This window comes from Streptomyces sp. NPDC014006, assembly GCF_043088925.1.
Taxonomy (GTDB): Bacteria; Actinomycetota; Actinomycetes; order Streptomycetales; family Streptomycetaceae; genus Streptomyces.
In genome coordinates, this window is sequence record NZ_JBICAJ010000007.1 from 471,828 (window position 1) to 497,715 (window position 25,888).

Consider the following 25,888-nt stretch of genomic DNA (forward strand, 5'->3'; position numbering starts at 1 on the left):
CGGCACGCCGTCGGCATGCGAGGCTGATACCGCCGGGAAACCCGACCCACCGCATCCGAGGACACCGCGACCGATGAGCCCCGCCGACGGCGACCGTGACCCCCAGCGCATCCTGATCGTCGACGACGAGCCGGCGGTGCGCGAAGCACTCCAGCGCAGCCTCGCCTTCGAGGGATACGGCACCGAGGTCGCCGTCGACGGCGCGGACGCCCTGCAGAAGGCCACCGCCTACCGGCCCGACCTGATCGTCCTGGACATCCAGATGCCCCGCATGGACGGCCTGACCGCCGCCCGCCGTATCCGCGGCGCCGGCGACACCACACCCATCCTGATGCTCACGGCCCGCGACACGGTCGGCGACCGGGTCACCGGCCTCGACGCCGGCGCCGACGACTACCTGGTCAAGCCCTTCGAGCTGGACGAGCTGTTCGCCCGCATCCGCGCCCTGCTGCGCCGCAGCTCCTACGCGGCCGCCGTGGGCGCGGGCGACCCGGCCGACGAGGACGTGCTCACCTTCGCCGACCTGCGCATGGACCTCGCCACCCGCGAGGTCACGCGGGGCGGACGGACCGTGGAGCTGACCCGCACCGAGTTCACCCTGCTGGAGATGTTCATGGCGCACCCGCGCCAGGTGCTCACCCGCGAGCAGATCCTGAAGGCGGTGTGGGGCTTCGACTTCGAGCCGTCGTCGAACTCCCTCGACGTGTACGTGATGTACCTGCGCCGCAAGACGGAGGCGGCCGGCGAGCCCCGGCTCGTCCACACCGTGCGCGGCGTCGGCTACGTCCTGCGACAGGGCGGCGCGGAGTGAGCGGCCCACTGCGCCGCTTCCGCACGCTGCCGATCCGGACGCGGCTGTCCCTGCTGGTGGCGGCGGCGGTGGCGTTCGCGGTGGCGGCGGTGTCCTTGTCGTGCTGGTTTCTGGTGCGGGACCAGCTGTACAACCAGCTCGACGAAGAGCTGCACGGCGAACAGGTCTCGTCGGGGCTGCTGCAGGGCATGCTGCGCAACTGCCAGCTGTCCGACCCGCAGAAGATCCCGCAGCCCCCGAACTCCCCCATCGTCACGATTCTGTACTCGGACGGCTCGACCTGCCTCAACCCCGCCAACGACACCGTCCGTGTCGAATCCTCCGACGTGGCCGTGGCGGACGGCCTCCGGCGCAACTCGCTGCACACCTCCGCGACCACGGACGGCACCCCCGTCCGCGTCTACACGCTGCCCGTCGTCGACCGCGCCACCGACCAAGTGCAGACCGGTATCGCCGTGTCCATCGCCAAGCCACTGGAGGAGGTCACCAAGCCGCTGTCCTCGCTGGCCTGGATTCTGCTCCTGGTGTCCGGCGTCGGAGTGCTCGGCGCGGGCGCCGCAGGCCTCGCCGTCGCCCGGACCGGTCTGCGCCCCGTGGACAAACTCACCGCGGCCGTCGAGCACGTCGCCCGCACCGAGGACCTCACCGTCCGCATCCCCGTGGAGGACGACAGCGACGACGAGATCGCCCGCCTGTCCCGCTCCTTCAACTCCATGACCTCCGCCCTGGCCAGCTCCCACGACCTGCAGCAGCAGCTGATCGCCGACGCCGGCCACGAACTGCGCACCCCGCTGACGTCGTTGCGCACCAACATCGAGCTGCTCTCCCGCAGCGAGGAGACCGGCCGCCCGCTGCCCGAGGCGGACCGCAAGGCGCTCCTCGCGTCGGTGAAGGCGCAGATGACGGAGCTGGCCTCGCTCATCGGCGACCTCCAGGAACTCTCCCGCGCCGACGACCAGCGCGGCGAACGCGTCCAGGTCGTCTCCCTGGAGGACACCGTCGAGTCGGCGCTGCGCCGCGCCCGCCTGCGCGGCCCCGAACTGACCATCACTGCGGACCTCCAGCCCTGGTACGTCCGCGCCGAGCCGGCCGCGCTGGAGCGCGCGGTGGTCAACATCCTGGACAACGCGGTGAAGTTCAGCCCCGGTTCCGGCACGGTCGAGGTGCGCCTGACCGGCGGTGTGCTGACCGTGCGCGACCACGGCCCGGGCATCGCGGAGCATGAACTCCCGCACGTCTTCGACCGTTTCTGGCGCTCCCCGTCGGCCCGCGCGCTGCCGGGCTCGGGCCTGGGCCTGTCCATCGTGGCGCGCACGGTGCAGCAGGCGGGCGGCCAGGTGTCGCTGGCGCGCGCGGAGGGCGGCGGCACGGTGGCGACGGTACGGCTGCCGGGGGCTCCGACACCGCCTCCGGGCACGCCGGTGCCGTAAGGCCGCCTTCTCGCGGCAACTTTTCTGCTCCGTGCGGCAACCCATGGACGCCTCAGTCCCCGCACGGAAACGGAAGGGCGGTCGTATGAGCGCGCACCGCAACGCATCCCCCCGCAGGTCACGCCACCGCAGGCGCCGCACGGTGCTCACGGCCGGCGTCCCGCTGGCTCTGACGCTGGCCGCGGCGCTGACGTACGCGACGGTGTCCGGCGCCGGCGCCCAGCAACGGACGTCGGCGGCCGCCCCCGCCTGGGCCACCGCGACGGCCGACGGCTTCGCCTCCGTCCACGCCCTCGGCCAGAACGGCACCTACGGCGGCCGTGACGGGCAGACCGTCACCGTGAAGACGCAGGCCGACCTGGAGAAGTACGCGACGGCGAGCGAGCCGTACGTCATCGTCGTGGCCGGGCCGATCACGATGAGCCCCGTCGGCAAGGAGATCAAGGTGCAGTCGGACAAGACGATCGTCGGCGCCGGAACCTCCGGCCACATCGTCGGCGGCGGCTTCTTCCTCGGCCAGGGCATCCACAACGTGATCATCCGGAACCTGACGATCCGGGACGCGTACCAGGGTGTGTGGAACGACAAGGAGCACGACTACGACGGCATCCAGATGGACGGCGCCCACCACGTCTGGATCGACCACAACGACATCCGTCACATGGCCGACGGCCTGATCGACAGCCGCAAGGACACGACGTACCTGACGGTGTCCTGGAACAGGCTCAGCCAGGAGAACAAGGCGTTCGGCATCGGCTGGACCGACAACACCACCGCGGACATCACGATCCACCACAACTGGATCCGCGAGACCGAACAGCGCAACCCGTCCACGGACAACGTGGCCCACGCCCACCTGTACAACAACTACCTGCAGGACGAGCCGGGCACCACGATCACGTCCTCCTACGGCAACTACGCGCGCGGGAAGACGAACATGCTGCTGGAGAACAGCTACTTCCAGGGCATGAACAACCCGGTGATCCGCGACAGCACGGCAACGCTGGTCCAGCGCGGCAACGTCTTCTCCGGCTCGACGGGCCGCAACGAGAGCGGCGGCACGGGCGCGGCCTGGGACCCGAGGACGTACTACCCGTACACGCTCGACAAGGCGGCCGACGTCCCGGCGCTGCTGAAGGCGGGCACGGGCCCGCGCACCTCATGGGGCACGCTGCCGACCGCGTCGAAGACCCTCACCGTCGCCAAGGACGGCACCGGCCAGTACACCTCCGTCCAGGCGGCGGTGAACGCGATCCCCGCGCACAACACCTCCCGTGTGGTGATCGCGGTGGCGCCGGGCACGTACCGCGAGACGGTGAAGGTCCCCTCCACCAAACCGCACGTGACGATCCAGGGCACGGGCGGCAGCCGCAAGGACACGGTGATCGTCTACAACAACGCGTCCGGCACGCCGAAGCCCGACGGCTCCGGCACCTACGGCACGGGCGGCAGCGCCACGGTCGCCGTCGAGGCAGACGACTTCCAGGCCAGCAATCTCACCCTCCGCAACGACTTCGACGAGGCCGCCCACCAGGACATCGCCCAGCAGGCGGTGGCGCTGCGCACGGCGTCCGACAGGGTGCTGCTGGATTCGGTGATCGTGGAGGGCGACCAGGACACGCTGCTCCTGGACACGGCGTCGAAGGACGAACCGGGCCGCGTCTACATGACGAACTCCTACGTCATCGGCAACGTCGACTTCGTCTTCGGCCGCGCGACGGCGGTGATCGACCACTCGGTCATCACCCTGAAGAAGCGCTGGAACGGCACGTCGGCGGGCTACGTCACGGCCCCGTCGACGGCGGCGGACCGCAAGGGCATCCTGATCGCCAACTCGACGGTGACCGGCGACGTCTCCCCCGGCTCCTTCTACCTGGGCCGCCCCTGGCACGCGGGCGGCGACGCCACGCTCGACCCGCAGACGACGGTCCGCAACACCTCGCTGAGCGCGGCGATCAAGCCCACCCCCTGGACCGACATGAGCGGCTTCTCCTGGAAGAACGACCGCTTCGCGGAGTACCGCAACTCCGGCCCGGGAGCGGGCAGTGCAAGCACCTACCGCCCTCAACTGACGGACACCCAGGCGGCGCAGCAGGAGGTCGGGGACTGGCTAGGGGACTGGTCGCCCACGGCGTCCCAGGTGCTCGCGTCGGACCGGACGACGCGGTGACTCACGCGTCGAGCAGCGTGCCCGGCAGGTCGATCGCCGTCGTGCGTCCCGTGCCGAGATCGACGCGGGTCACCCTCTTCTCGTCGTAGAGCAGCCAGCCGGCCGGGGTGCGGGTGAGGGCGAGCGCGGCCGGATGGTTCGTGACGCGGACCCGGTGCAGTTCCTTGCCGGTTCTGGCGGCGACTTCCACGACCTGGGTCTGCTCGCCGACGGCCACGGCGAGGACGACCGAGGTCGCGGTGGCGGCAGGCCGTTCGGGCCCTGGTGCCAAAGAGCGCGATGCCCGGCCGCTGCGTACCGTGTGCGAGTACGGAGCGGCCGGGCCCCAGGGCCTCGTGAAGAGTGTTACTGCGTGATCGTGATCCGGTTCGCCGCCGGAGGCGCGAGCGGGCTCGTCGCCGAGGAGTTGGCCGTCAGGTACTGCACCAGGGCCGCCAGGTCGTCCGTGCCGACCACGTCGTTCGTGCCCTGGCCCAGCGTCGGGAAGCCGTCGCCGCCGCCCGCGAGGAAGCTGTTCGTCGCGACGCGGTAGGTGGCCGACGCGTCGATGGGCTTGCCGTTCAGCCGGATGGAGTCCGTGACGACGCGGTCCGCGCCGGTCTTCGTCATGTCCAGCGTGTACGTCAGACCCGCCGACGGCTGGAGGATCTTCGGCGCGGCCTGGTTCGGGCCGGACACCTGCTCCTTCAGCACCTGGACCAGCTGCGCGCCGGTGAAGTCCTGCAGGTTGACGGTGTTGGCGAACGGCTGGACCGTGAAGCCCTCCGCATAGGTCACCACGCCGTCGCCCTCGGCCGCCTTCGCCGCGTACGTCAGGCCCGCGCGCACGCCGCCGGGGTTCATCAGCGCCAGGGAGGTGTTCGCGTCCAGCTGCTTGCCGTACGCCAGTTGGGCGTCGGCGATCAGGTCGCCCATCGGGGACTCGGTGCCGGTGTTCGGCACGTCGGCGGAGATGTAGCCGATGGGGCGGTTGCCGATGGGTGCGGCCAGGGCGTTCCACTTGCCGATCAGCTCGGTCATGTCCGCGGCCTTGGGCACGTCCCGGGTGACCACGCGGTTCGCCGACTTCACCGCCGTACGCGCGATGTCGCCCGTCCGCCGGTCGTACGTCAGCGTCGTGTCCGTGTAGAGGCGGCCGAAGGAGGACGCCGAGGTCACCATGCGCGGCTTGCCGGCCGGGTCGGGGATGGTGCACACGTACGCGTTGTGGGTGTGACCGGTGACGAGGGCGTCGACGGCCGGGGTGACGTTCTTGGCGATGTCGACGATCGGGCCGGAGATGCCGTCACCGGCGCCCGGGGAGTCGCAGTCGTAGTTGTACGCACCCGACGCCGGGTAGCCGCCCTCGTGGATCAGCGCGACGATCGACTGCACGCCCTGGCGCTGCAGCACCTTCGCGTACTTGTTGATCGTCTCGACCTCGTCCTTGAAGGTCAGGCCCTTGACGCCGTCGGCGGAGACGATGCCCGGGGTGCCCTCCAGGGTGACGCCGATGAAGCCGATCTTCACGCCCTTCTTCTGCCACACCCAGTACGGCTTCAGGATCGGCTTGCCGGTCTTGTCGTCGAGGACGTTCGCGGCCAGGTACGGGAAGTCCGCGCCCTCGAAGCCCTCGTCGCTGTAGCAGCCGTCCTTGGGGTGGCAGCCGCCGTTCTGCAGACGGGCCAGTTCCTGCGCGCCCTCGTCGAACTCGTGGTTGCCGACGCTGGTCACGTCCAGCTTCAGCTTGTTCAGCGCCTCGATGGTCGGCTCGTCGTGGAACAGGCCGGAGATGAGCGGCGAGGCGCCCACCATGTCGCCACCCGCCGCGGTGATGGAGTACGGGTGGCCCTTGCGCGCGTCGCGCAGATGGGTGGCCAGGTACTCCACGCCGCCCGCGTCGATCGTCTTCGTCGTGCCGTCGGGCTGCAGCTCGGTGACCCGGCCGGAGGAACCGGACGGCGGTTCCAGGTTGCCGTGCAGGTCGTTGAAGGACAGCAGCTGCACGTCCTGATAGCGGCCCGGGGCCGGCTCGTGGTGGCCGCCCGGCTTGTGGGGGCCGTCCGTGCTCGCGGACGCGGGCAGCGCGGCGGCCAGCGCGCCGGCCGTGGCGAGCGCGGCGGCGGCCGCCAGCAGCCGGCGGGTGCGGCGTCTTGCGGGACGGTTCGGCTGGTTGGTGGTTGGCATACGCCCCCCTGGTGGTGTGCGGTGACGACGTGACCTGGCGGGTCCCGGTGCGGCGGTGGCCACGCCCGGGCGCAGCCTAGAGTCAACGCGCGTAGCGCGACAGGGGGTTCGGGGTTACATCCTGGTTTCCCTTTGCCCTCCGCTTTGTCCCCACTTTGCGGGTCGCTCCCCTTACCCTCGTACGCATGACCAGCGACGACATCGCACGGCTTCCCGGCGCCCGATCCATCGAGACCTACGCCGCGCTCTCCGAGGAGCAGACCGAGGCGGTCCTCGACCTGCTCGTCGAGGCCGCCCACTCGGACGGCCAGCAGGCGGTGTCCGAGCAGGGCCGGCTCCAGCTGCGCGACGGCGAACGCGAGGGCGTCTCCCATCTGCTGCTGACCGTGGGCGGCGAACTCGTCGGCTACGCCCAGCTGGAGGACACCGACCCCGTCGAGGCACCGGCGGCCGAACTGGTCGTCCACCCCGCCCACCGCGGCCACGGTCACGGGCGGGCGCTCGGCTCCGCCCTGCTCGCCGCGTCCGGCAAGCGGCTGCGCGTGTGGGCGCACGGCGGGCACCCCGCCGCCCGGCACCTCGCACAGGTCCTCGGGCTGACCCTGTTCCGCGAGCTGCGCCAGATGCGGCGAGCGCTGACCGACCTGGATCTGCCCGACCCGGCGCTGTCCGAGGGCGTCACCGTGCGCACCTTCGTGCCCGGCCAGGACGACGCCGCCTGGCTCGCCGTCAACGCCGCCGCCTTCGCCCACCATCCCGAGCAGGGCTCCCTCACCCAGCGGGACCTCGACGCCCGCAAGGCCGAACCCTGGTTCGACCCGGCCGGCTTCTTCCTCGCCGAGCGCGAGACGGCGGGCGCGGCCGGGGGCGCGGGGGGCGCCGGGGAGCGCGAACTCGTCGGCTTCCACTGGACGAAGGTCCACGCCGAGGAACAGCTCGGCGAGATCTACGTCCTCGGCGTCGCCCCCGGCAACCAGGGCGGCGGCCTCGGCAAGGCGCTCACGGTCATCGGCCTGCGGCACCTGGCGGCCCAGGGCCTGCCGACGGCCATGCTGTACGTCGACGCCGACAACAAGGCGGCCGTGTCCGTCTACGAGCGGATGGGCTTCACCACGTACGAGACGGACCTGATGTACCGGACGGAGACCTGACGGCGGCTCCCTCGCAGGGTCGTTCTGCCGCCGGCCCGGGCGTTTCAGCTCGGTCGGGGCGTTTCAGGCGCCCGACGGGCGGGGTCGCAGCCGTCCTCGGTGCAAGGGCTCCGGTATGGACAGGGCCCACACCGCCACCGTCACCGCGAGCAGTGCCGCCCAGCGGTCGTGAGCGGCGGCCCAGTGCGGGCTGCCCTGCGCGACGAACAGTCCCCACCGGTCCGGCAGCAGCGCGGCGAGCACGGTCAGCGAGAGCACTCCCACCGCGGCCGCCCGCCCGGGCTCCGGCTCGGCGCTGCGGCGTACGGCGACCGCCGCCAGGGCGAGGGCGAGCGTGGCCAGGGTGACGGCTTCCAGGGTGGTCTCCGCCAGCGGGGGCCGTGCGTCGGCCGGGGTGAGCAGCAGGGCCGCCGCCCACCACAGCGCCGTGAGCGGGGCGATCAGCGCCGCCCGCAGGCAGGCCCGCAGCGCCCGTCCCGTCGGCACGGTCTCCGTCGTACGGCGGGCCGGGTCGTCCAGGAGGAACGCCAGACCGAGTCCCAAACACACGGCGGCCACGCGCAGCAGCGTCAGACTCAGCCAGGGGTCGGCGGGGCCACCGGACAGCAGGCGTGAGCAGGCGGCCGTGAGCAGCCCGAGCACGGCGCCGACGGCGAGCGGGGCCCGGCGCAGGGTCCTGGCGGTGGCCGCCAGCAGGGGGCCGAGGGCGGCACGGGCACGCCGACCGGTCGGGGTGGCGGCGGTCTCACCTGCCGCAGTCACAGGTGCGGGGGTCTCAGATGCGGCGGTCTCATGAGTCACAGGAGTCACCGGCCTCCCCCTTTTCCTGAGCCGGAGCCGGTACGCCCAGGAGCTGGGCGACCCGCGTCAGCGGCGTCTTCGGCGAGGTCAGCTCCGCCCAGTGGGCCTTCACCGAGGCGGTGACCTGGGCGCGCGGCTTCTCCAGCAGTTCCCGGACGACGTCGGTCTGCGGGGTGCTCATCGACACCGGGTCGGTGGTGCTGAGGGCGACGGCGGGGCCGGTCACGGAGTCGTCGACCCGGACGTCGCGCAGCGCGGTCATCGGGTCCGGCTGGGCGGCCAGCGCCAGCCACATCACGGTCACCGTCCGGGCGTCGCACATCCCGCTCGCGGTCTTCTCGTCCCCGGCCACCAGCACCGAGGCGACAGCCACGGCGAACTCGGGGACGCGGTTGCCGCCCCAGCGCGTACCGACGGTCACCTGGCCGGGCCCGGACAGCGGGGCGAGCGCGGAGTCCGACGTCAGCCCATAGCGCGCCTCGAGCCGCTGGCGGACCGTCAGTCTGCTGTGCTGCGCGGCGCCGCCGGCGAGCTGCTGGACCCCGTCGGCCTCCTTGGCCCAGTCGGCGGTGCGGCCGGTCCACTCCGGGAAGGCGCAGTACACGTTCCTGCCGTGCGGGACGCACTGCTGCACCCGCTCCGGGTGGACCGACGCCGTCGTACGGGCCGCGAGCACCTCGTGCCCGTCGCCGGTGGACTGGCCCGCGACGCCCGCGCCCGTGGCGGCGACGGCCACGGCGGTGAGCGCGCCGAGCGACCGGCTGCGCAGCCCGCTGCGCAGCAGCGCGGCGCACAGAAGCAGCACCGTCAGCCCGAGCAGATACAGCGCGTGCCAGCCGGCCGGGCGGCCCAGCAGGTCGGAGGGGACCGGCTTGCCGCCGGTCTCGTCGACGACCGGGGACAGCCAGTTGACCCAGTCGGCGTCCGAGCCGTCCGCTGCGACGGCGACGAGGGTCACGAGGACGTACAGGCCGATGACGAACAGCGGGGCGGGGAAGGAGGAGCGCACCAGCCGGGCGAGCAACACGCCGAGCGCCCCGGCCAGCAGCACCGACAGCGGGCCGACCACCAGCTCGGCGACCGAGCCGTGCCCGACCGCGCCCGGGCGCAGCGCCGCCACCGTGAACTCGGCGGTGACGACGAGAGCGACGACGGCCGCGACCGGTACGACGGACAGGACGTGGGCGAGCGTGCGCTGCCAGGGCGGGACGGGCAGCACGGCGAAGTGCCGGTCGGTGCCCTGCCGGTGGGAGCGCAGCGCGGCGCGGTTGACGCACAGGAACACGGCGATGGCGACCAGCAGCGGGCCGGTCTGGGTGGCTCGGTCGACGTCCTGCAGCACCGGGTAGTCGTCCATGCCGTCGCCGCGCACGAGCAACTGCCAGAGCGAGTAACCGGTGTACAGCAGCAGGAAGGCGAACACCGGGATGTACAGCAGCAGTTCGCGCGCCTCGAAGCGGGCCAGGGCGAGGGTGGCCCTCCAGGGGTGGGCGGTGCGCTCGGGTCCGGTGACCGCGGGCGCCGGGGTGGTGATCGTCGCGCTCATGCCGCCACCTCCGTGGCCATGTCGTCGAGGGCCAGCAGGTAGCCGTCCTCCAGGGTGGGTTCGAGCAGGTCGGCGCCCTCGGGCGGGTCGCCGATGTTGCGGTAGGTGCCGGTGCCGGTGCGCCAGCCGGCGCGGGCACCGGGGTCTCGGTCGGCGCTGCTCCACACCCGGCCGGCCGCCCGTGCGGTCAGCTCGGTGGGGCTGCCCTCGAAGCGGACCCGTCCGCCGGCCAGGACGATCACCCGGTGGCACAGCATCGCCACGTCCTCGGTCTGGTGTGTGGACAGCAGCACCGTCCGCCCCTCACCGGCCTGCGCGATCAGCTCACGGAACCGCATGCGCTGCTCCGGGTCGAGGCCGACGGTCGGCTCGTCCAGCACCAGGAAGCCCGGGTCACCGACGAGGGCGGCGGCCAGGGCGACCCGCTGCCGCATCCCTCCGGACAGCCGCTTCATGCGCCGGCCGCGTACATCGGACAGGTCGACGGCGTCGAGGACCCGGCGCACCTCGCGGTGGCGGGCGGCGCGATCGGTGAGCTCCTTGAGGATCGCCACGTAATCGACGAACTCGAAGGCCGTGAAGTCCGGGTGGAAGCCGGGGTTCTGCGGGAGGTAACCGAGTTCGCGGCGCAGTTTCTGCCGGCCGGCGGCCGTGGCCGGGTCGTGGCCCAGGGCGGTGAAGGAGCCCCGGTCGGCGGGGACCGCGGTGGCCAGGACCCGCAACAGGGTGGTCTTCCCGGCTCCGTTGGGTCCGAGCAGCCCGGTGACGCCGGGGGCCAGCCTGAGCGAGACGTCGTCGAGGGCGCGCGTGCCGCCGTAGCGGAGGGCCAGCCCCGAGGCGGAGACGGTGGTGGTCATGCGGCACTCCCGTGGGTGGTGAACGGCGCGTGCGCCGAGGTGGTGTCGAAGCGGTCGCGCAGCCGCACCAGCAGCCAGCCGGCTCCGGCGGCGACCACGGCGGCCGCGAGCTGACCGAAGAGGGTGAAGGGGGCGAGCGTCCCGTGGTTCAGCGCTCTGGCCACGGCGAGCACCGCGACCCAGGCGCCGCCGACCAGCGCGGGTGCGAGCACCGGCCCGAGCCGCGGGGTCAGAGCGAGCCCGGTGGTGGTCAGGGCGAGTGCGGGCAGCAGCCAGGTCAGCGCGCGCAGTCCGTATTCCGGCAGGGCCAGCGTGGCCACGCCGTTGAGCACGAGACTGCCGGACAGCACCGCGACCGTGCGGAGCATCAGCAGCCGGAAGCCGTGCATCGGGGCGACGACGGCCATCTCGTACGTCGGGTCCAGGACGGGGCCGTAGGACAGCGCGACCGCGGCCAGCGGCAGCAGCGGTGCCAGGGCGAGGAACAGGGCGAGCGACCCGGCGGCGTGCACCATCAGCACGGTCGCCGCCAGCACGAACACCAGCGCCAGCAGCCAGGAGCGGCGCAGCACCGGGGTGGCGGCGAGCAACCGCGCGGTGTGGTCGGCCACCCCGAACCGCACGAGCAGCCGCTCGCTCAGCCCGGGCCGCGGCGCGTCCAGCTCGGCGTCCAGCCGCTCCCAGCCCTGGTCCAGGGCGACGGGCTCGGTGACGTCCGCGAGCCGGGCGCGGCACTCGGAACACGCCGTGAGGTGCGTGTCCGCCGACCACAGCAGCGGCGGGTCCAGCTCGCCGCGCCCGTAGGCGCGCAGATCGTCCTCGGCCACATGCCACGTCATGCCAGCGCCTCCCGCAGTTGCTTGCGGGCGCGCATCGCCCGCGTCTTGACCGTGCCGGGCGGAATGCCGAGCACGACGGCGGCCTCCCGGGTGCTGAGCCCGTCGATGACCGTGGCCTGCAGCACGGCGCGCAACTCGGGCGACAGCCTTATGAGCGCGCCGGCGAGGTCCCCGTGCTCCACCCCCGCGAGCACACGCTCCTCGGCAGACACCTCGTCCCGGTGCCGCAACCGCGCGAGCGCCTGCCGCAGCCTGCCGCGCGCGCCGTCCCCGCGCAGGGCGTCCACCAGGCGCCGCGCGCCGATGCGCCACAGCCACCCGGCGACGTCGCCCTCCTGGCGATAGCGGGCGCTGCCCCGCCACACCGCGAGGAACGTCTCCTGTACGACGTCGTCGACTATCCCGGCGTCGGCGCAGCGGCTGCGCATACGCGCGGTCAGCCACGGCGCGTACCGCCGGTACAGCTCCTCGAAGGCGTGACGGTCCCCGTCTGCCGCGATGGCCCGCAGCAGCTCCCCGTCGCTTTTCGTTTCGCTCACATCTCCTCATCGGACGACCCCCGCCGATCGGTTCACGCAACCGGCGACGACTTTCCAGCCGCCAGGACCGGCCGCTCGGGCAAGCCGCTCGGGCCGGCCGAGAGCCGGTTCCCGGCCCCCTCAGTGACGAGCGCGCTCCCCTCCCCCCTCCCGCCCCCGCTCGGCGACCGCCGGAGTTGACTTTGCCCCACCTCTTGCACCACCCTTTCACTACTCAATTAGTGAAAGGGTGGTTGGCGGAGTGGTCGAGTACCGCATCGACCGGCACAGCGGCGTGGCCACCTACGTCCAGATCGTGCAGCAGACGAAACAGGCCCTGCGCCTTGGCCTGCTGCGCCCCGGCGACAAGTTGCCCACGGCCCGCGAGGTCGTGGAGGCCACGGCGATCAATCCCAACACCGTCCTGAAGGCCTACCGCGAGCTGGAACGCGAGGGCCTGGTCGAGGCACGCCGCGGCCTCGGCACCTTCGTACGGCGCTCGCTGGGCACGACCCCGGCCGACTCCCCGCTGCGCGCGGAACTGGAGGAGTGGGCCCAGCGGGCCCGTACGGCCGGACTGGAGCGGGACGACGTGGCCGCGCTCCTCACCGCCGTCCTCGACCAGCACTTCCCCGGAGAACAGGGAGAACGTCCATGACCGACCCGGCCATCGAGGCCACCGGCCTCGGCAAGCGCTTCGGCCGGCGTCCGGGCCGCGCCCGCTGGGCGCTACGCGACTGCGCGCTGCGCCTTCCCGCCGGACGCGTCTGCGCCGTCGTCGGCCCCAACGGCGCCGGCAAGTCCACGCTCCTCGCCCTGGCCGCCGGGCTCACCACCCCGGCCGAGGGCCGCATCACCGTCCTCGGCACCGACCCCGCCTCGGCACGCGCGCGTGTGGGCTACGTCGCCCAGGACAAGCCGCTGTACCCGCAGCTCACCGTCGCGGAGACACTGCGCATGGGCGCCGACCTGAACCCGGCCCGCTGGGACGCGGCCACCGCCGAACGCGTCATGGCGACGGGCGACCTCGACCCTCGGTCGAAAGTCCGTTCGCTCTCCGGTGGTCAGCGCACCCGCGTGGCCCTCGCCCTGGCCCTGGGCAAGCGCCCCGAGCTGCTCCTGCTGGACGAGCCGATGGCCGACCTCGACCCGCTCGCCCGGCACGAACTGATGGGCACGCTCATGGCGCAGACCGCGCAGTACGGCACGACGATCGCGATGTCCTCGCACGTCGTCGCCGAACTGGAAGACTCCTGCGACCACCTCCTCCTGCTCGGCGGCGGCACGGTCCGCCTGTCCGGCGAGATCGACGCCCTGCTGGAGGCGCACGCGCGCGTGAGCGCCCCCGCCGACACCGCCGACCTGACCCCGCACACCGTCGTGGAGTCCCGCACCACCGGCCGTCAGCTCACCGCCCTCCTGCGCCCGGGCGCCCCGCTTCCCACCCACTGGCGCACCTCGGCGCCGACCCTGGAGGAACTGGTGCTGGCCCACCTGCGCAACCCCGAAGCACCGGCGCTCCCGCAGGAGGCCGCCGCATGAGCGCCGTACCCCTGCCCGCCCCGACGCACAAGACGCACGCGCCCCGCCACCTGCACTGGCTCCTGCGCCTGCACCGACCGGCCCTGCTCACCTGGGCGGCCCTGGTGCTGGCCACGGCCGCCGTCCTGCTGTGGCTGTACGGCCCGGAGACCGACGCGGCAGCCGCCGCCTGGCGCCAGTGGAACGCGTGCGGCACCGAGTCGTGCGCGTACGACCAGCCGGCGATCCTGCGCTACAAGACGCTGTACACCTACACGACGATCGCGGTCACCGCGGTCCCCTTCGTGGTGGCCGCCTGGTCGGGCGCCGCCCTCGTCGGCCGCGAGATGGAGTCCGGCACGGCCCGCCTGACCTGGACGCAGGGCCTCACCCCGACCCGCTGGCTGACGGGCCGCCTGGCCCTGCCGGCCGCCCTGATCACCGCCGGCACCACCCTCCTGGTCGTCCTGCACCGCCTGGCCTGGACGGCGGCCGAGGGCCGTATCGACACCGCCGAGGCCTGGTACGACGACACCACCCTGCACGCCAACGGCCCCACCACGATCGCCTTCGCGCTGGCCGGTCTGGCCGCCGGCGCCCTCGCGGGCCTCCTGTGGCAACGCACCCTGCCGGCCCTGATGCTCGGTATGGCCCTCACCCTCGTCGTCCGGACGATCGCCGACCAGGCCATGCCCCACCTGTGGCCCACGGCCACCCGCACCACCGACCTGCGCAACACCGACCTCATCGGCGACGTCCTGTACGTCGACGAGGGCCTGGTCACCTCCACCGGCCGGCACATGGCCGACCCCCACTGCGGCAGCACCGCCTACCCCGACTGCCGGGCCCTGTACGAAAAACTCGACGCGGTCGGCCACTTCCACATCTACCACCCGGCCTCCCACTACTGGCCGCTGCAGCTGACCACGACGGCCCTGACCCTCGCCCTGACCGCCCTGCTCACGGCAGGCGCGTACATGACGCTGCGCCGCATCACGGGCGGCAGGGCAGCCGCCGTATGACCGCCGCACTCCTGCGCGTGCACCGTGCGGCGACGGCCGTGTGGATCGCGCTGATCCTCGCCCTGACCGTCTGGACCCTCTGGCTGAACCAGGTCACCGCGCACCACACCCGCGCCGCGCAGACCCACTGCGCACAGGACTACTGCGACGCCGTCGCCTCCCCCTTCGGCGGAGACGCGGGCATGGTGGCCCTCCTGATCGGCTACGTCTTCCTCCTCGTGGCCGGCTACGCGGGCGGCGCGCTCATCGGCCGCGAGATGGAGTCCGGCACCGCGCACCTCGCCTGGACCCAGGGCGTCGCCCCGACCCGCTGGCTGACGGCCAAGCTGGCCCTGCCGGCGTTCACGCTCACCGCCGGGCTCTCCGCGCTCGTCACGGTGTTCCACTGGACCTGGGCGGCCAACCCGGACCTGATCTTCGACGACTGGTACACCCCGGCCCTCTTCCTGGCCCGCGGCCCGGCGGCGGTCGCGTACGCCCTGTGCGCCCTGGCCGTGGGCACCCTCACCGCGCTCCTCCTGCGGCGCGCGCTGCCGGCCCTCGGCGTCTCGGTCGCCGTGATGTGGCTGCTCGCGATCACCCTGGAGACGTACCGGGCCGACCTGTGGCCCGCGCGGACCCGCACCGCCACGCACCCCGTCGGCCTCCCCGAGCACGCATGGGAACTGGCCGGCGGACGGAACGCGGACGTCTACTACGTCGTCTTCCACCCCGAGTCTCACTACTGGCCGCTTCAGCTCGTGGAGTGCGGCATCGTCCTGGCCCTGGCCGCGACGGCGACCGCGACATCCTTCACACTGCTGCGCCGCCGAACGGCCTGAGCCTCCACGTGTACGTCCCTTCTTTCGGGGGGAGGGACGTGCACGTTTGTCTTTCGGCACGGGACTTTCGCGTACGCCGTTGAGCAGGTGCCCATGCTCGTGGCCGGCCGGGGGCTGGCCGCACAACCCGGCGCTGACGGGGCGCTGCCCGCGCCCACCCGTGCCGCCCTGGGGGTCCCCTGCTCGAAGAGCTCGGGGGAGGCACGACTGCCCGCGGCTTGCAGGACCGGACTGCTCGCCCCGCAGCTGGGCGGGTCAAGGCGCACGCCACGGCGTTGGTGCACCCGCCCGCGGCCGGACCGAGGACGGACACCCGCCACCCCGGCCCCGACTCACAACGAACCGAAGGCGCGACACCAGACACCCACGCACCGCAACGGGCCGCCGCAGGCACAAAAAGGGGCGCGGGGAACGGCGCGACCAGCCCCCCACGCACCCCGCAGACGAACAACCACCAAGAGCGCCGCAGGCACCGGCACCCTCACGTCATATCGCCGTAACCATCGATTCAGACGAGCTTGCGACGCTCGCGCAATGAAGCCCGTCGTGCCCGCGCCCCAGCACCCCCCGGAGGGCCCCGCACTTTCCGACGCGCCCGTCACCCTTCTGGCGCGGAAGAATGGGTCCATGAGCCAGTCAGAGACGCAGGACAAGGTCCAGCAAGCGCAGCCTTCCGTGGGCTCCATCGCCGCGCACCGCCCCCACACGGTGTCCGCCCCTGTCTCCGACCTCGACCCCGACCTCGACGCCGATCTCGACGCGTACGAGGAGTCCCAGGACGGCCAGGCCGGCAGCACACTCCCGCAAGGCCGCTTCCTGGACCGAGAACGCAGCTGGCTGGCCTTCAACGAACGGGTCCTGGAGCTCGCCGAGGACCCGAACACCCCGCTCCTCGAGCGCGCCAACTTCCTGGCGATCTTCGCGAGCAACCTCGACGAGTTCTTCATGGTCCGCGTCGCGGGCCTCAAGCGCCGTATCGCCACCGGCGTCGCCACCCGCTCCGCCTCGGGCCTGCAGCCCCGCGAGGTGCTGGAGATGATCTGGGCCCGCTCCCGTGAGCTGATGGCGCGGCACGCCGCCTGCTTCCACGAGGACGTGGCGCCGGCGCTCGCCGACGAGGGCATCCACCTGGTCCGCTGGAGGGAACTGGCGGAGAAGGAGCAGGCCCGCCTGTTCACCCTCTTCCGGCACCAGATCTTCCCGGTCCTCACCCCCCTCGCGGTCGACCCGGCGCACCCGTTCCCCTACATCTCGGGCCTGAGCCTCAACCTCGCGGTCGTCGTCCGCAACCCGGTCAGCGGCCACCGCCACTTCGCCCGCGTCAAGGTCCCGCCGCTGCTCTCCCGCTTCCTGGAGGCCTCGCCGGGCCGCTACGTCCCCCTCGAGGACGTCATCGCCGCCCACCTGGAGGAGCTGTTCCCGGGCATGGAGGTGCTGGAGCACCACGCCTTCCGCCTGACCCGCAACGAGGACCTGGAAGTGGAGGAGGACGACACCGAGAACCTCCTCCAGGCCCTCGAGAAGGAACTCATGCGGCGTCGCTTCGGCCCGCCCGTCCGCCTGGAGGTGGAGGAGTCCATCGACCGCGAGGTCCTCGACCTGCTGGTCCGCGAGCTGAAGGTCTCCGAGGCGGAGGTCTACCCGCTCCCCGGCCCCCTGGACCTCACCGGCCTCTTCCGCATCCACAGTCTGGACCGCCCGGAGCTGAAGTACCCGAAGTTCATCGCGGGCACCCACCGCGACCTGGCCGAGGTGGAATCGGCGTCGGCCCCCGACATCTTCGCGGCGCTGCGCCAGCGCGACGTGCTGCTGCACCACCCCTACGACAGCTTCTCCACCTCCGTGCAGGCGTTCCTGGAGCAGGCGGCGCAGGACCCGGACGTGCTGGCGATCAAGCAGACGCTGTACCGCACCTCGGGCGACTCCCCGATAGTGGACGCGCTGATCGACGCCGCCGAGTCCGGCAAGCAGGTGCTCGTCCTGGTCGAGATCAAGGCCCGCTTCGACGAGCACGCCAACATCAAGTGGGCGCGCAAGCTGGAGGAGTCCGGCTGCCACGTCGTCTACGGCCTGGTCGGCCTGAAGACGCACTGCAAGCTGTCCCTCGTCGTCCGCCAGGAAGGCGAGACGCTGCGCCGCTACAGCCACGTCGGCACGGGCAACTACCACCCCAAGACCGCCCGCCTGTACGAGGACCTGGGCCTGCTCACCGCGGACCCGCAGGTCGGCGCGGACCTGTCGGACCTGTTCAACCGCCTCTCCGGCTACTCCCGCCGGGAGACCTACCGCCGTCTGCTGGTCGCCCCGAAGTCCCTGCGCGACGGCCTGATCTCCCGCATCGACAAGGAGATCCAGCACCACCGCGCCGGCCGCCCCGCCTTCGTGCGCATCAAGGTCAACTCGATGGTCGACGAGGCGATCATCGACGCGCTGTACCGCGCCTCGCAGGCCGGCGTCCCGGTCGACATCTGGGTGCGCGGAATCTGCGCGATCCGCCCGGGCGTCGTCGGCCTGTCGGAGAACGTCCGGGTCCGTTCCATACTCGGCCGCTTCCTGGAGCACTCCCGGATCTTCGCCTTCGGCAACGGCGGCGAGCCGGAAGTGTGGATCGGCAGCGCCGACATGATGCACCGCAACCTCGACCGCCGTATCGAGGCCCTCGTACGGGTCGTCGACCCCGGTCACCGGGCCGCGCTGAACCGGCTGCTGGAGACCGGCATGGCCGCCACCACCGCGTCCTGGCACCTGGGCGCGGACGGCGTGTGGACCCGGCACGCGACCGACGCGGAGGGTCAACCCCTGAGCAACGTCCAGGAGACGCTCATAGACGCCCGGAGGCGCCGGCGTGGCACAGCAACACCATGACCTGACGGATCCCACCGCCGGGCCGTCCCCCAAGCTCTCGGCTGCGCTCGAGCAGGGAGGTGCCCCCACGGGGGACGCGCTCGCAGACTATCTCCGTGCCCAGGCGACGGAGTTCCTGAGGGCGCTGCGCCTGCACCGGGAAACGGGCGGCACGACCAACGCAGGAAGGACGAACGGCACGCCCAACGCGGCAAGGACGAACGAGGCGCCCAGCGGAGGAAGGGCGAACGGCGCACGGGCGGCCGAGACACCGCACGCGTCCGTCGACGCGGCCCGGGCCCTGCGGCGCGCGGCCCGCCGTATCAGCGGCAGCCTGCACACCTTCCGCCCGGTCCTGGACGCAGACTGGTCGGAGGAGATGCGCCCCGAACTGGCCTGGGTCTCCGGCACCCTGGCCCTGGAGCACGCCTACGAGGCCCGCCTGGAGCGGCTGTTGACGGCGCTGCACCGGCTGTCGGGCGCGACGGCGCTCCCCGCGCAGTCCGTCGGCACCCACCACTCGACGGCGACCGAACGCGGTCAGCTCACCGTCGGCGCGGCCAAGGCGGGCGCCCTGCTGGACCGGCAGCTGACACTGGCCCGGACCCGGGCGCACTCCACCGCGCTGCAGGCCCTCGGATCGGCCCGGTTCCACGCGGTCGCCGACAAGGTCGCCTTACTCGCCAGCGAGGTGCCGCTCGTCTCCCCGGCGGCCGATCTGCGCCCGCTGGCCGGGGCGGCCCGGGAGCGCCTGACCGACGCGGTGGCCGCGCTGCCGCTGGTCACCGCCGGCAGCCCGTACAACGCCGAGGCACTGGTGCACGGCCTGTCGCCCGAGCCGCCCGCCCCGCATCCGCAGGACGCGCCCTGGCACCAGGTCCGCCTGCTGCTGCGCCTGCACCGCTACGCCCAGGAGGCCCTGCTCGGCGGCGAACCCGTGCCGAACGTACGGCTGCTGCAGGCCGGGCAGGCCCTGGACCGGCACCGGGACGCCTCGGAGGCAGCGGCCGCGGCGGCCCAGGCGGCCCGCACCCCGCGGATCGCCCCGGCGACGGCGTACGCACTCGGTGTGCTGCACGCCGACCAGCGCCACGAGGTGGAAGCGGCCCGGTACGCGTTCCAGCGGACCTGGGCGAAGGAAGCCGTAAAACTCCCCTGAGGAGCAGCAGACTCCGTTTAAGGAGCACCAGGCCATGCACCCGACGCCCCCCACACCCTTCGCGAACGCCCCCGTCGTCCGGGCCGCCGGCTGTGTCCTGTGGCGCCGCTCCCCGCTCGACGGGACGCCGGAGCTGTGCCTCGTGCACCGGCCGAAGTACGACGACTGGTCCTTCCCGAAGGGCAAGCTCAAGCACGCCGAGACCGACCTGGCCGGCGCGCTGCGCGAAACCCTGGAGGAGACCGGCCACACGGCCGCGCCCGGCGCCGAGCTGCCCACCCAGCACTACCTGGCGAACGGCCGCCCCAAGCGGGTCCGCTACTGGGCGGCCGAGGCCACAGGGGGCACCTTCACCCCGACCGACGAGGTCGACCGGATCCTGTGGCTGCCCCCGGCGGCGGCCCGCGCCCGCCTCACCCAGCCGAGGGACCGCACGCTCGTCGGCGCGCTGCTCCAGGCCCTGCGCCTGACGTAGTCGGGCCCGGCGGACCGATCCCGGCCGGGGACGGTAAGCGGCGCAAAGCCGAGCCCGCCCGTCCGGCCCACCGCGGCGCGAAGCCGGACCATCCGCCCGGCCCACCACCCACCACCGGGCGCCCCACCCCGGCGCCCCAGTCGGGCACCCCAGCCCGGCACCCGCCGGAACCCCGTGGCCTCCCCCCTCGCAGCCACCCCACGGCCACCTTCCGTACCACTTGCTCCGGAATCCGGCCGTGTCCTCGGCGTGAGCGTTCCGTGACCTAACCACACCGTCCCAAGGGGTTCACTCCCCGTTCATTTATGCCCTTCGGCGGCTTCACCTGTTCTGCCTAATTTCGGCCTTACCCGGTGCGGACGCGATCTGGGGGGACGTGTCCGCTCGACCCCGGCTTCGCAGCAACCACGCACGCCGCCGAATTCAGGACGGCGGCTCCTGGAAGGAATTCCTCAGTGAAGCTTCAGCGCATGAACCGGCGGGCCCTCGCCCTCGGCGCACTCGCCGTCTCCGGCGCCCTGGCCCTCACGGCGTGCGGCTCCGACGACACGGGCAGCAAGTCGAGCGGGGGTGGCTCCTCGACGTCCGCGGCGGCGGGCAACATCAAGTGCGACGACGCCAAGGGCCAGCTGCAGGCATCGGGCTCGACGGCGCAGAAGAACGCGATCGACGCCTGGGTCAAGCAGTTCACGCAGGCCTGCAACAGCGTGCAGGTCAACTACAACCCGACCGGTTCGGGCGCCGGTATCACCGCCTTCCTGCAGGGGCAGACCGCGTTCGCCGGTTCGGACTCCGCGCTGAAGCCCGAGCAGGTCGCCCAGTCCAAGAAGGTCTGCTCCGGCGGCCAGGCCATCGACCTGCCCATGGTCGGCGGCCCGATCGCCCTCGGCTACAACGTGCCGGGCGTGGACAGCCTCGTCCTGGACGCCTCGACGATCGCGAAGATCTTCGACGGCAAGATCACCAACTGGAACGACAAGGCGATCGCGGCGCTCAACCCGAACGCCAAGCTGCCCGACCTCAAGATCCAGGCGTTCCACCGCTCGGACGAGTCCGGCACCACCGACAACTTCACCAAGTACCTGATCAGCCAGGCCAAGACCGACTGGCCGTACTCGGGCGGCAAGGCGTGGCAGGCCAAGGGCGGCCAGGCCGCGCAGGGCTCCTCCGGCCTCGCCGCGCAGGTCAAGCAGACCGCCGGTGCGATCTCGTACTTCGAGCTGTCCTACGCCTCCGACGGCCTCAAGACCGTCGACCTGAAGACCGCCGCCGCCGAGCCGGCCAAGGCCACCGCGGAGAACGCCTCCAAGGCGATCGCCTCCGCCAAGATCGCCGGCACCGGCCAGGACCTGGCGCTGAAGCTGAACTACAACCCGAGCGAGGCCGGCGCCTACCCGCTGACCCTGGTCACCTACGAGATCGTCTGCGACAAGGGCAACAAGTCCGACACCCTCGCCGGCACCAAGTCCTTCCTGCGCTACATCGCCTCCGAGGACGGCCAGAAGGTCCTGTCCCAGAACTCCTACGCCCCCATCCCCGCCGAGATCATCTCCAAGGTCCGCACCACCATCGAGGGCCTGAGCTAAGCGAGTGTGCGGCCCGGCTCCCGACCGGAGCCGGGCCGCACCGTCCGGTGCACCGCCGCCCGGGGCCGTCCCACGCCGTACGACCCCACCGAGCCGCCCGTCCCGCGCGGCTCCGCAGACCGGAGAACCCGATGAACACAACGACGCAGACCACAGACGCACCTCCCCCCGCACCCGAGCGCCCCGCCGCCGAGACCAAGCGCGCGGCCCGCGGCGCCACCCGCCCCGGTGACCGGATCTTCCTCGGCCTCTCCCGCGGATCAGGCATCTTCCTGCTGGTGGTCATGGCCGCGATCGCGGTCTTCCTCACCTACCGCGCGTCCATCGCCATCAGCAAGGACGACGGGAACTTCCTCACCACGTTCGACTGGAACACCAACGTCGACCCGCCGGTCTTCGGCATCGCGGTGCTGGCCTTCGGCACGGTGGTCTCCTCGATCATCGCCATGGCCCTCGCGGTCCCGGTCGCGGTGGGCATCGCGCTGTTCCTCACCCACTACGCGCCGCGCCGCCTCAGCGGCGTCATCGCGTACGTCGTCGACCTGCTCGCCGCGGTGCCGTCCATCGTGTACGGCCTGTGGGGCGCCCTGATCCTGGTCCCGCACCTCGGCGGCCTGTACAGCTGGCTGGACGACTACCTGGGCTGGACCGGCATCTTCTCCTGGCAGGGCGGCGCCGCGCGCTCGCTGCTCACCGTGGGCATCCTGCTCGCGATCATGATCCTGCCGATCATCACCAACGTCAGCCGTGAGGTCTTCCGGCAGACCCCGCGCATGCACGAGGAGGCGGCACTCGCCCTCGGTGCCACGCGCTGGGAGGTCATCCGGATGTCGGTGCTGCCCTTCGGCCGCTCCGGCGTGATCTCCGCCTCGATGCTCGGCCTCGGCCGCGCGCTCGGCGAGACGATGGCCGTGGCCACGGTGCTCTCCCCGACCTTCGAGATCAGGGCCAGCCTGCTCGACCCGGGCGGCGGCACGTTCGCCCAGAACATCGCCAGCAAGTTCAGCGAGGCCACCGAGCTGGGCCAGGACGCGCTGATCGCCTCCGGTCTGGTCCTGTTCGTCATCACCCTGCTGGTCAACGGCGCGGCGCGCATGATCATCAACCGCCGCAAGGAGTACTCGGGGGCCAACGCATGAGCACCGCAGCCGTCGTCACCGACAAGCACGCCTCGCTGCAGGGCGCCCGTCTGCCGAAGTGGTCCCCGTGGGCGTTCGCCGCCGGCTCGCTGGCCGTCGCCGTGGGCATCGGCCTGGCCGCAGGCCTGGACAGCAAGGTCCAGTGGGGCCTGATCGCCGCGATCCTGTTCGTGCTGAGCACCTTCACCGTCTCGGCCCGCATCGAGGGCCGCCGCCAGGCCAAGGACCGCATCGCGACCGCCCTGGTCTGGGTCTGCTTCCTGCTCGCCGTGATCCCGCTGGCCTCGCTGATCTGGGCGACCGTGAAGCGCGGTGTGAAGGTCTTCGACGTCTACTTCCTGACCCACTCGATGGGCGTGGTCGGCGACTCCGAGCCCGGCGGCGGCATCTACCACGCCATCCTCGGCACCCTGGAGCAGGTCGGCCTCGCCTCCCTGATCTCCGTGCCGGTCGGTGTTCTCACCGCGATCTACCTGGTCGAGTACGGCCGCGGCAAGCTCGCCACGGCCGTCACCTTCTTCGTCGACGTCATGACGGGCATCCCGTCCATCGTCGCCGGCCTGTTCGTCCTCAGCTTCTGGATCCTCATCCTGGACATGGGCTACTCCGGCTTCGCCGGGGCGCTCGCGCTGTCGATCCTGATGATGCCCGTGGTCGTGCGCTCCACCGAGGAGATGCTCAAGCTCGTCCCGAACGAGCTGCGCGAGGCGTCCCTCGCCCTGGGCGTGCCCAAGTGGCGCACCATCCTGAAGGTGGTCCTGCCGACGTCGATCGGCGGCATCACCACCGGTGTGATGCTCGCGGTCGCGCGCATCACCGGTGAGACCGCCCCGGTGCTGCTGCTGGTGTGGAAGACCAGCTTCATCAACAGCAACCCGTTCCAGGACCCGCAGGCCTCGCTGCCGCTGTACATCTACCAGCAGTACGCGAACAGCTCCGGTGCCAACGCGGCCTACGACCGCGCCTGGGCGGCGGCGCTGACCCTGATCGCCTTCGTGATGATCCTCAACCTGGTGGCCCGCGGCATCGCCCGCTGGAAGGCCCCGAAGACCGGTCGCTGACGCGGCCATACAGCGACCGAGAACTCTGGAAGTGACGTAATCATGGCCAAGCGAATCGACGTCAGCGGACTGTCCGCCTACTACGGCTCCCACCGCGCGATCGAGGACATCTCGATGACCATCGAGCCCCGCTCGGTGACCGCGTTCATCGGCCCCTCGGGCTGCGGCAAGTCGACGTTCCTGCGCACCCTGAACCGCATGCACGAGGTCACCCCCGGCGGCCGCGTCGAGGGCAAGGTGATGCTGGACGACGAGGACCTGTACGGCACCGGGGTCGACCCGGTCGCGGTGCGCCGCGAGGTCGGCATGGTCTTCCAGCGCCCGAACCCCTTCCCCACCATGTCGATCTTCGACAACGTGGCGGCGGGCCTGCGTCTGAACGGCAACTACAAGAAGAGCGAGCTGAACGACGTCGTCGAGAAGTCGCTCAGGGGCGCCAACCTCTGGAACGAGGTCAAGGACCGCCTGAACAAGCCCGGCTCCGGCCTGTCCGGCGGTCAGCAGCAGCGTCTGTGCATCGCCCGCGCGATCGCGGTCGAGCCGAAGGTGCTGCTGATGGACGAGCCCTGCTCGGCCCTGGACCCGATCTCCACCCTCGCCATCGAGGACCTGATCGGCGAGCTGAAGGAGCGCTTCACGATCGTCATCGTGACGCACAACATGCAGCAGGCCGCGCGCGTCTCGGACCGCACCGCCTTCTTCAACCTGGCGGCCGTCGGCCAGCCCGGCCGGCTGGTCGAGATCGACGACACGGAGCGGATCTTCTCCAACCCGTCGGTGCAGGCGACGGAGGACTACATCTCCGGCCGCTTCGGCTGAGCCCCGCCCGCGGGTGAGCTGCGGCTTCGGCCGGGCAGCCGCCCAAGCCCCTCGCGGTGCTGCATGGCGGTGCCACCGCGAGGCACCAAAAGGCCCGCCCCCTGGCTCCCGGGGGGCGGGCCCGTTGGTCTGTCAACCGTGCCGGATCAGAGGAACGCCAGCTTCTCCACCCCGAACACCGCGGCCGCGACGAGCCCGGCGGCCGGCATGGTGATGAACCAGCCGAGCACGATGTTCTTGGCGACGCCCCAGCGCACGGCGTTCACTCGCTTCGTCGCGCCGACGCCCATGATCGCGGAGGTGATGACATGGGTCGTGGAGATCGGCGCCTTGAAGATGAACGCGGTGGTGAACATGATCGACGCGCCCGTCGCCTCCGCCGCGAACCCCTGCGGCGGGTCCAGTTCGATGATCTTGCGGCCCAGCGTGCGCATGATCCGCCAGCCACCGGCGTACGTGCCCAGGGACAGCATCACCGCGCAGACGAGCTTCACCCAGACCGGGATCGGGTCACTGAACGTCTCGTGGCCGGAAATGACCAGTGCCAGCACCACGACGCCCATCGTCTTCTGGGCGTCCTGCAGACCGTGACCGAGGGCCATGCCGGCGGCCGAGACGGTCTGGGCGATACGGAAGCCCCGCTTGGCCTTGTGCGGGTTGGACCGGCGGAACAGCCACATGATCGCCGTCATGACCAGGTAACCGACCACCAGGCCGACGACCGGGGACAGGAACATCGGGATGACGATCTTGTCGAGGACGCCGCCCCACAGCACCTCCGTGCCGCCCGCCAGCGCCGCTCCCACCATGCCGCCGAACAGCGCGTGGGACGAGGAGGAGGGCAGGCCGTAGTACCAGGTGGCCAGGTTCCACACGATCGCGCCGACCAGGGCCGCGAAGAGGATGGCCATCCCCGTGGAACCCTGCGGCGTCTCGATCAGACCCTCACTGACGGTCTTGGCGACGCCCGACCCCAGGAAGGCGCCGGCGAGGTTCATCACCGCGGCCATCGCCAGCGCCGCCCGCGGGGTGAGCGCGCGGGTGGAGACCGAGGTGGCGATCGCGTTCGCGGAGTCGTGGAAGCCGTTGGTGTACGTGAAGAAGAGCGCGACCGCGACGGTCACGACCAGAGCGAAGGTGTCCATGGAGGGG

General features: G+C 71.9%; 23 protein-coding genes. 15 read left to right on the forward strand and 8 right to left on the reverse strand.

Going from position 1 to position 25,888, the window contains the following annotated elements; all coding sequences use genetic code 11:
• Positions 1-73: 73 nt before the first annotated feature.
• The 3 genes from ACF1GV_RS25625 (at position 74) to ACF1GV_RS25635 (ending at position 4,411) form a co-directional block, all read left to right on the forward strand.
• Positions 74-811, forward strand: a complete 738-nt coding sequence (locus ACF1GV_RS25625) for a response regulator transcription factor (RefSeq protein WP_391685000.1) — start codon at positions 74-76, stop codon at positions 809-811.
• Entirely contained in the window at positions 808-2,241 is a 1,434-nt protein-coding gene (locus ACF1GV_RS25630; protein ID WP_391685002.1) for a sensor histidine kinase, read from the forward strand. Before ACF1GV_RS25625 ends, ACF1GV_RS25630 begins: the two co-directional genes overlap by 4 nt.
• A gap of 85 nt (positions 2,242-2,326) precedes the next feature.
• Positions 2,327-4,411 carry a pectinesterase family protein gene (locus ACF1GV_RS25635; protein WP_391685004.1) on the forward strand — a complete coding sequence of 695 codons (2,085 nt, stop codon included), beginning with the start codon at positions 2,327-2,329 and terminating at the stop codon, positions 4,409-4,411.
• Position 4,412: 1 nt separating this feature from the next.
• On the opposite strand, the gene ACF1GV_RS25640 is transcribed toward ACF1GV_RS25635, so the two are convergent.
• Both ACF1GV_RS25640 and ACF1GV_RS25645 read right to left on the reverse strand, forming a co-directional pair.
• A complete protein-coding gene (locus ACF1GV_RS25640; protein WP_391685006.1) occupies positions 4,413-4,682 on the reverse strand; it encodes a hypothetical protein in 270 nt (89 codons plus the stop codon).
• A gap of 74 nt (positions 4,683-4,756) precedes the next feature.
• A complete protein-coding gene (locus tag ACF1GV_RS25645) occupies positions 4,757-6,577 on the reverse strand; it encodes a bifunctional metallophosphatase/5'-nucleotidase (RefSeq protein WP_391685008.1) in 1,821 nt (606 codons plus the stop codon).
• 185 nt (positions 6,578-6,762) lie between these two features.
• On the opposite strand from ACF1GV_RS25645, the gene mshD reads away from it, so the two are divergent.
• Complete coding sequence (gene mshD, locus ACF1GV_RS25650) at positions 6,763-7,728, forward strand: mycothiol synthase (protein WP_391685010.1); 966 nt, start codon at positions 6,763-6,765, stop codon at positions 7,726-7,728.
• Positions 7,729-7,791: 63 nt separating this feature from the next.
• On the opposite strand, the gene ACF1GV_RS25655 is transcribed toward mshD, so the two are convergent.
• Genes ACF1GV_RS25655 through ACF1GV_RS25675 form a run of 5 tightly spaced genes read right to left on the reverse strand, consistent with a single transcriptional unit; the run spans position 7,792 to position 12,310 of the window.
• A complete protein-coding gene (locus tag ACF1GV_RS25655) occupies positions 7,792-8,490 on the reverse strand; it encodes an ABC transporter (protein ID WP_391685012.1) in 699 nt (232 codons plus the stop codon).
• A gap of 28 nt (positions 8,491-8,518) precedes the next feature.
• Entirely contained in the window at positions 8,519-10,075 is a 1,557-nt protein-coding gene (locus tag ACF1GV_RS25660; RefSeq protein WP_391685014.1) for an ABC transporter permease, read from the reverse strand.
• Positions 10,072-10,932 carry an ABC transporter ATP-binding protein gene (locus ACF1GV_RS25665; RefSeq protein ID WP_391685016.1) on the reverse strand — a complete coding sequence of 287 codons (861 nt, stop codon included), beginning with the start codon at positions 10,930-10,932 and terminating at the stop codon, positions 10,072-10,074. Before ACF1GV_RS25665 ends, ACF1GV_RS25660 begins: the two co-directional genes overlap by 4 nt.
• Positions 10,929-11,771, reverse strand: coding sequence for a zf-HC2 domain-containing protein (locus ACF1GV_RS25670; RefSeq protein ID WP_391685018.1), 843 nt, complete (start codon positions 11,769-11,771; stop codon positions 10,929-10,931). The genes ACF1GV_RS25665 and ACF1GV_RS25670 overlap by 4 nt, the downstream gene beginning before the upstream one ends.
• Complete coding sequence (locus ACF1GV_RS25675; protein ID WP_391685020.1) at positions 11,768-12,310, reverse strand: RNA polymerase sigma factor; 543 nt, start codon at positions 12,308-12,310, stop codon at positions 11,768-11,770. Before ACF1GV_RS25675 ends, ACF1GV_RS25670 begins: the two co-directional genes overlap by 4 nt.
• A 241-nt stretch (positions 12,311-12,551) precedes the next feature.
• Between ACF1GV_RS25675 and ACF1GV_RS25680 the strand changes: the two genes are divergently transcribed.
• From ACF1GV_RS25680 to pstB, 11 genes are all read left to right on the forward strand, one after another.
• A complete protein-coding gene (locus ACF1GV_RS25680; RefSeq protein ID WP_391685116.1) occupies positions 12,552-12,947 on the forward strand; it encodes a GntR family transcriptional regulator in 396 nt (131 codons plus the stop codon).
• Positions 12,944-13,831, forward strand: a complete 888-nt coding sequence (locus ACF1GV_RS25685) for an ABC transporter ATP-binding protein (RefSeq protein ID WP_391685022.1) — start codon at positions 12,944-12,946, stop codon at positions 13,829-13,831. Before ACF1GV_RS25680 ends, ACF1GV_RS25685 begins: the two co-directional genes overlap by 4 nt.
• Positions 13,828-14,832: an ABC transporter permease gene (locus tag ACF1GV_RS25690; RefSeq protein WP_391685024.1), complete on the forward strand. Its 1,005-nt coding sequence runs from the start codon at positions 13,828-13,830 to the stop codon at positions 14,830-14,832. Before ACF1GV_RS25685 ends, ACF1GV_RS25690 begins: the two co-directional genes overlap by 4 nt.
• Positions 14,829-15,653 carry a hypothetical protein gene (locus ACF1GV_RS25695; protein ID WP_391685026.1) on the forward strand — a complete coding sequence of 275 codons (825 nt, stop codon included), beginning with the start codon at positions 14,829-14,831 and terminating at the stop codon, positions 15,651-15,653. The genes ACF1GV_RS25690 and ACF1GV_RS25695 overlap by 4 nt, the downstream gene beginning before the upstream one ends.
• A gap of 534 nt (positions 15,654-16,187) precedes the next feature.
• On the forward strand, positions 16,188-18,518 hold the full coding sequence (locus ACF1GV_RS25700; protein WP_391685028.1) for an RNA degradosome polyphosphate kinase: 2,331 nt from the start codon (positions 16,188-16,190) through the stop codon (positions 18,516-18,518).
• On the forward strand, positions 18,499-19,656 hold the full coding sequence (locus ACF1GV_RS25705; RefSeq protein ID WP_391685030.1) for a CHAD domain-containing protein: 1,158 nt from the start codon (positions 18,499-18,501) through the stop codon (positions 19,654-19,656). The genes ACF1GV_RS25700 and ACF1GV_RS25705 overlap by 20 nt, the downstream gene beginning before the upstream one ends.
• Before the next feature lie 34 nt (positions 19,657-19,690).
• Positions 19,691-20,131 (forward strand): NUDIX hydrolase, encoded by a 441-nt coding sequence (locus ACF1GV_RS25710; RefSeq protein WP_391685032.1) that lies wholly within the window; start codon positions 19,691-19,693, stop codon positions 20,129-20,131.
• A 455-nt stretch (positions 20,132-20,586) separates the two neighbouring features.
• Positions 20,587-21,717, forward strand: a complete 1,131-nt coding sequence (gene pstS / locus ACF1GV_RS25715; RefSeq protein WP_391685034.1) for a phosphate ABC transporter substrate-binding protein PstS — start codon at positions 20,587-20,589, stop codon at positions 21,715-21,717.
• Between the two features lie 131 nt (positions 21,718-21,848).
• A complete protein-coding gene (gene pstC, locus ACF1GV_RS25720; RefSeq protein WP_391685036.1) occupies positions 21,849-22,856 on the forward strand; it encodes a phosphate ABC transporter permease subunit PstC in 1,008 nt (335 codons plus the stop codon).
• Positions 22,853-23,917: a phosphate ABC transporter permease PstA gene (pstA, locus tag ACF1GV_RS25725; RefSeq protein WP_391685038.1), complete on the forward strand. Its 1,065-nt coding sequence runs from the start codon at positions 22,853-22,855 to the stop codon at positions 23,915-23,917. The genes pstC and pstA overlap by 4 nt, the downstream gene beginning before the upstream one ends.
• Positions 23,918-23,959: 42 nt before the next feature.
• A complete protein-coding gene (gene pstB / locus ACF1GV_RS25730) occupies positions 23,960-24,736 on the forward strand; it encodes a phosphate ABC transporter ATP-binding protein PstB (protein WP_391685040.1) in 777 nt (258 codons plus the stop codon).
• A 146-nt stretch (positions 24,737-24,882) separates the two neighbouring features.
• On the opposite strand, the gene ACF1GV_RS25735 is transcribed toward pstB, so the two are convergent.
• Complete coding sequence (locus tag ACF1GV_RS25735; RefSeq protein ID WP_391685042.1) at positions 24,883-25,881, reverse strand: anion permease; 999 nt, start codon at positions 25,879-25,881, stop codon at positions 24,883-24,885.
• Positions 25,882-25,888 lie beyond the last annotated feature (7 nt).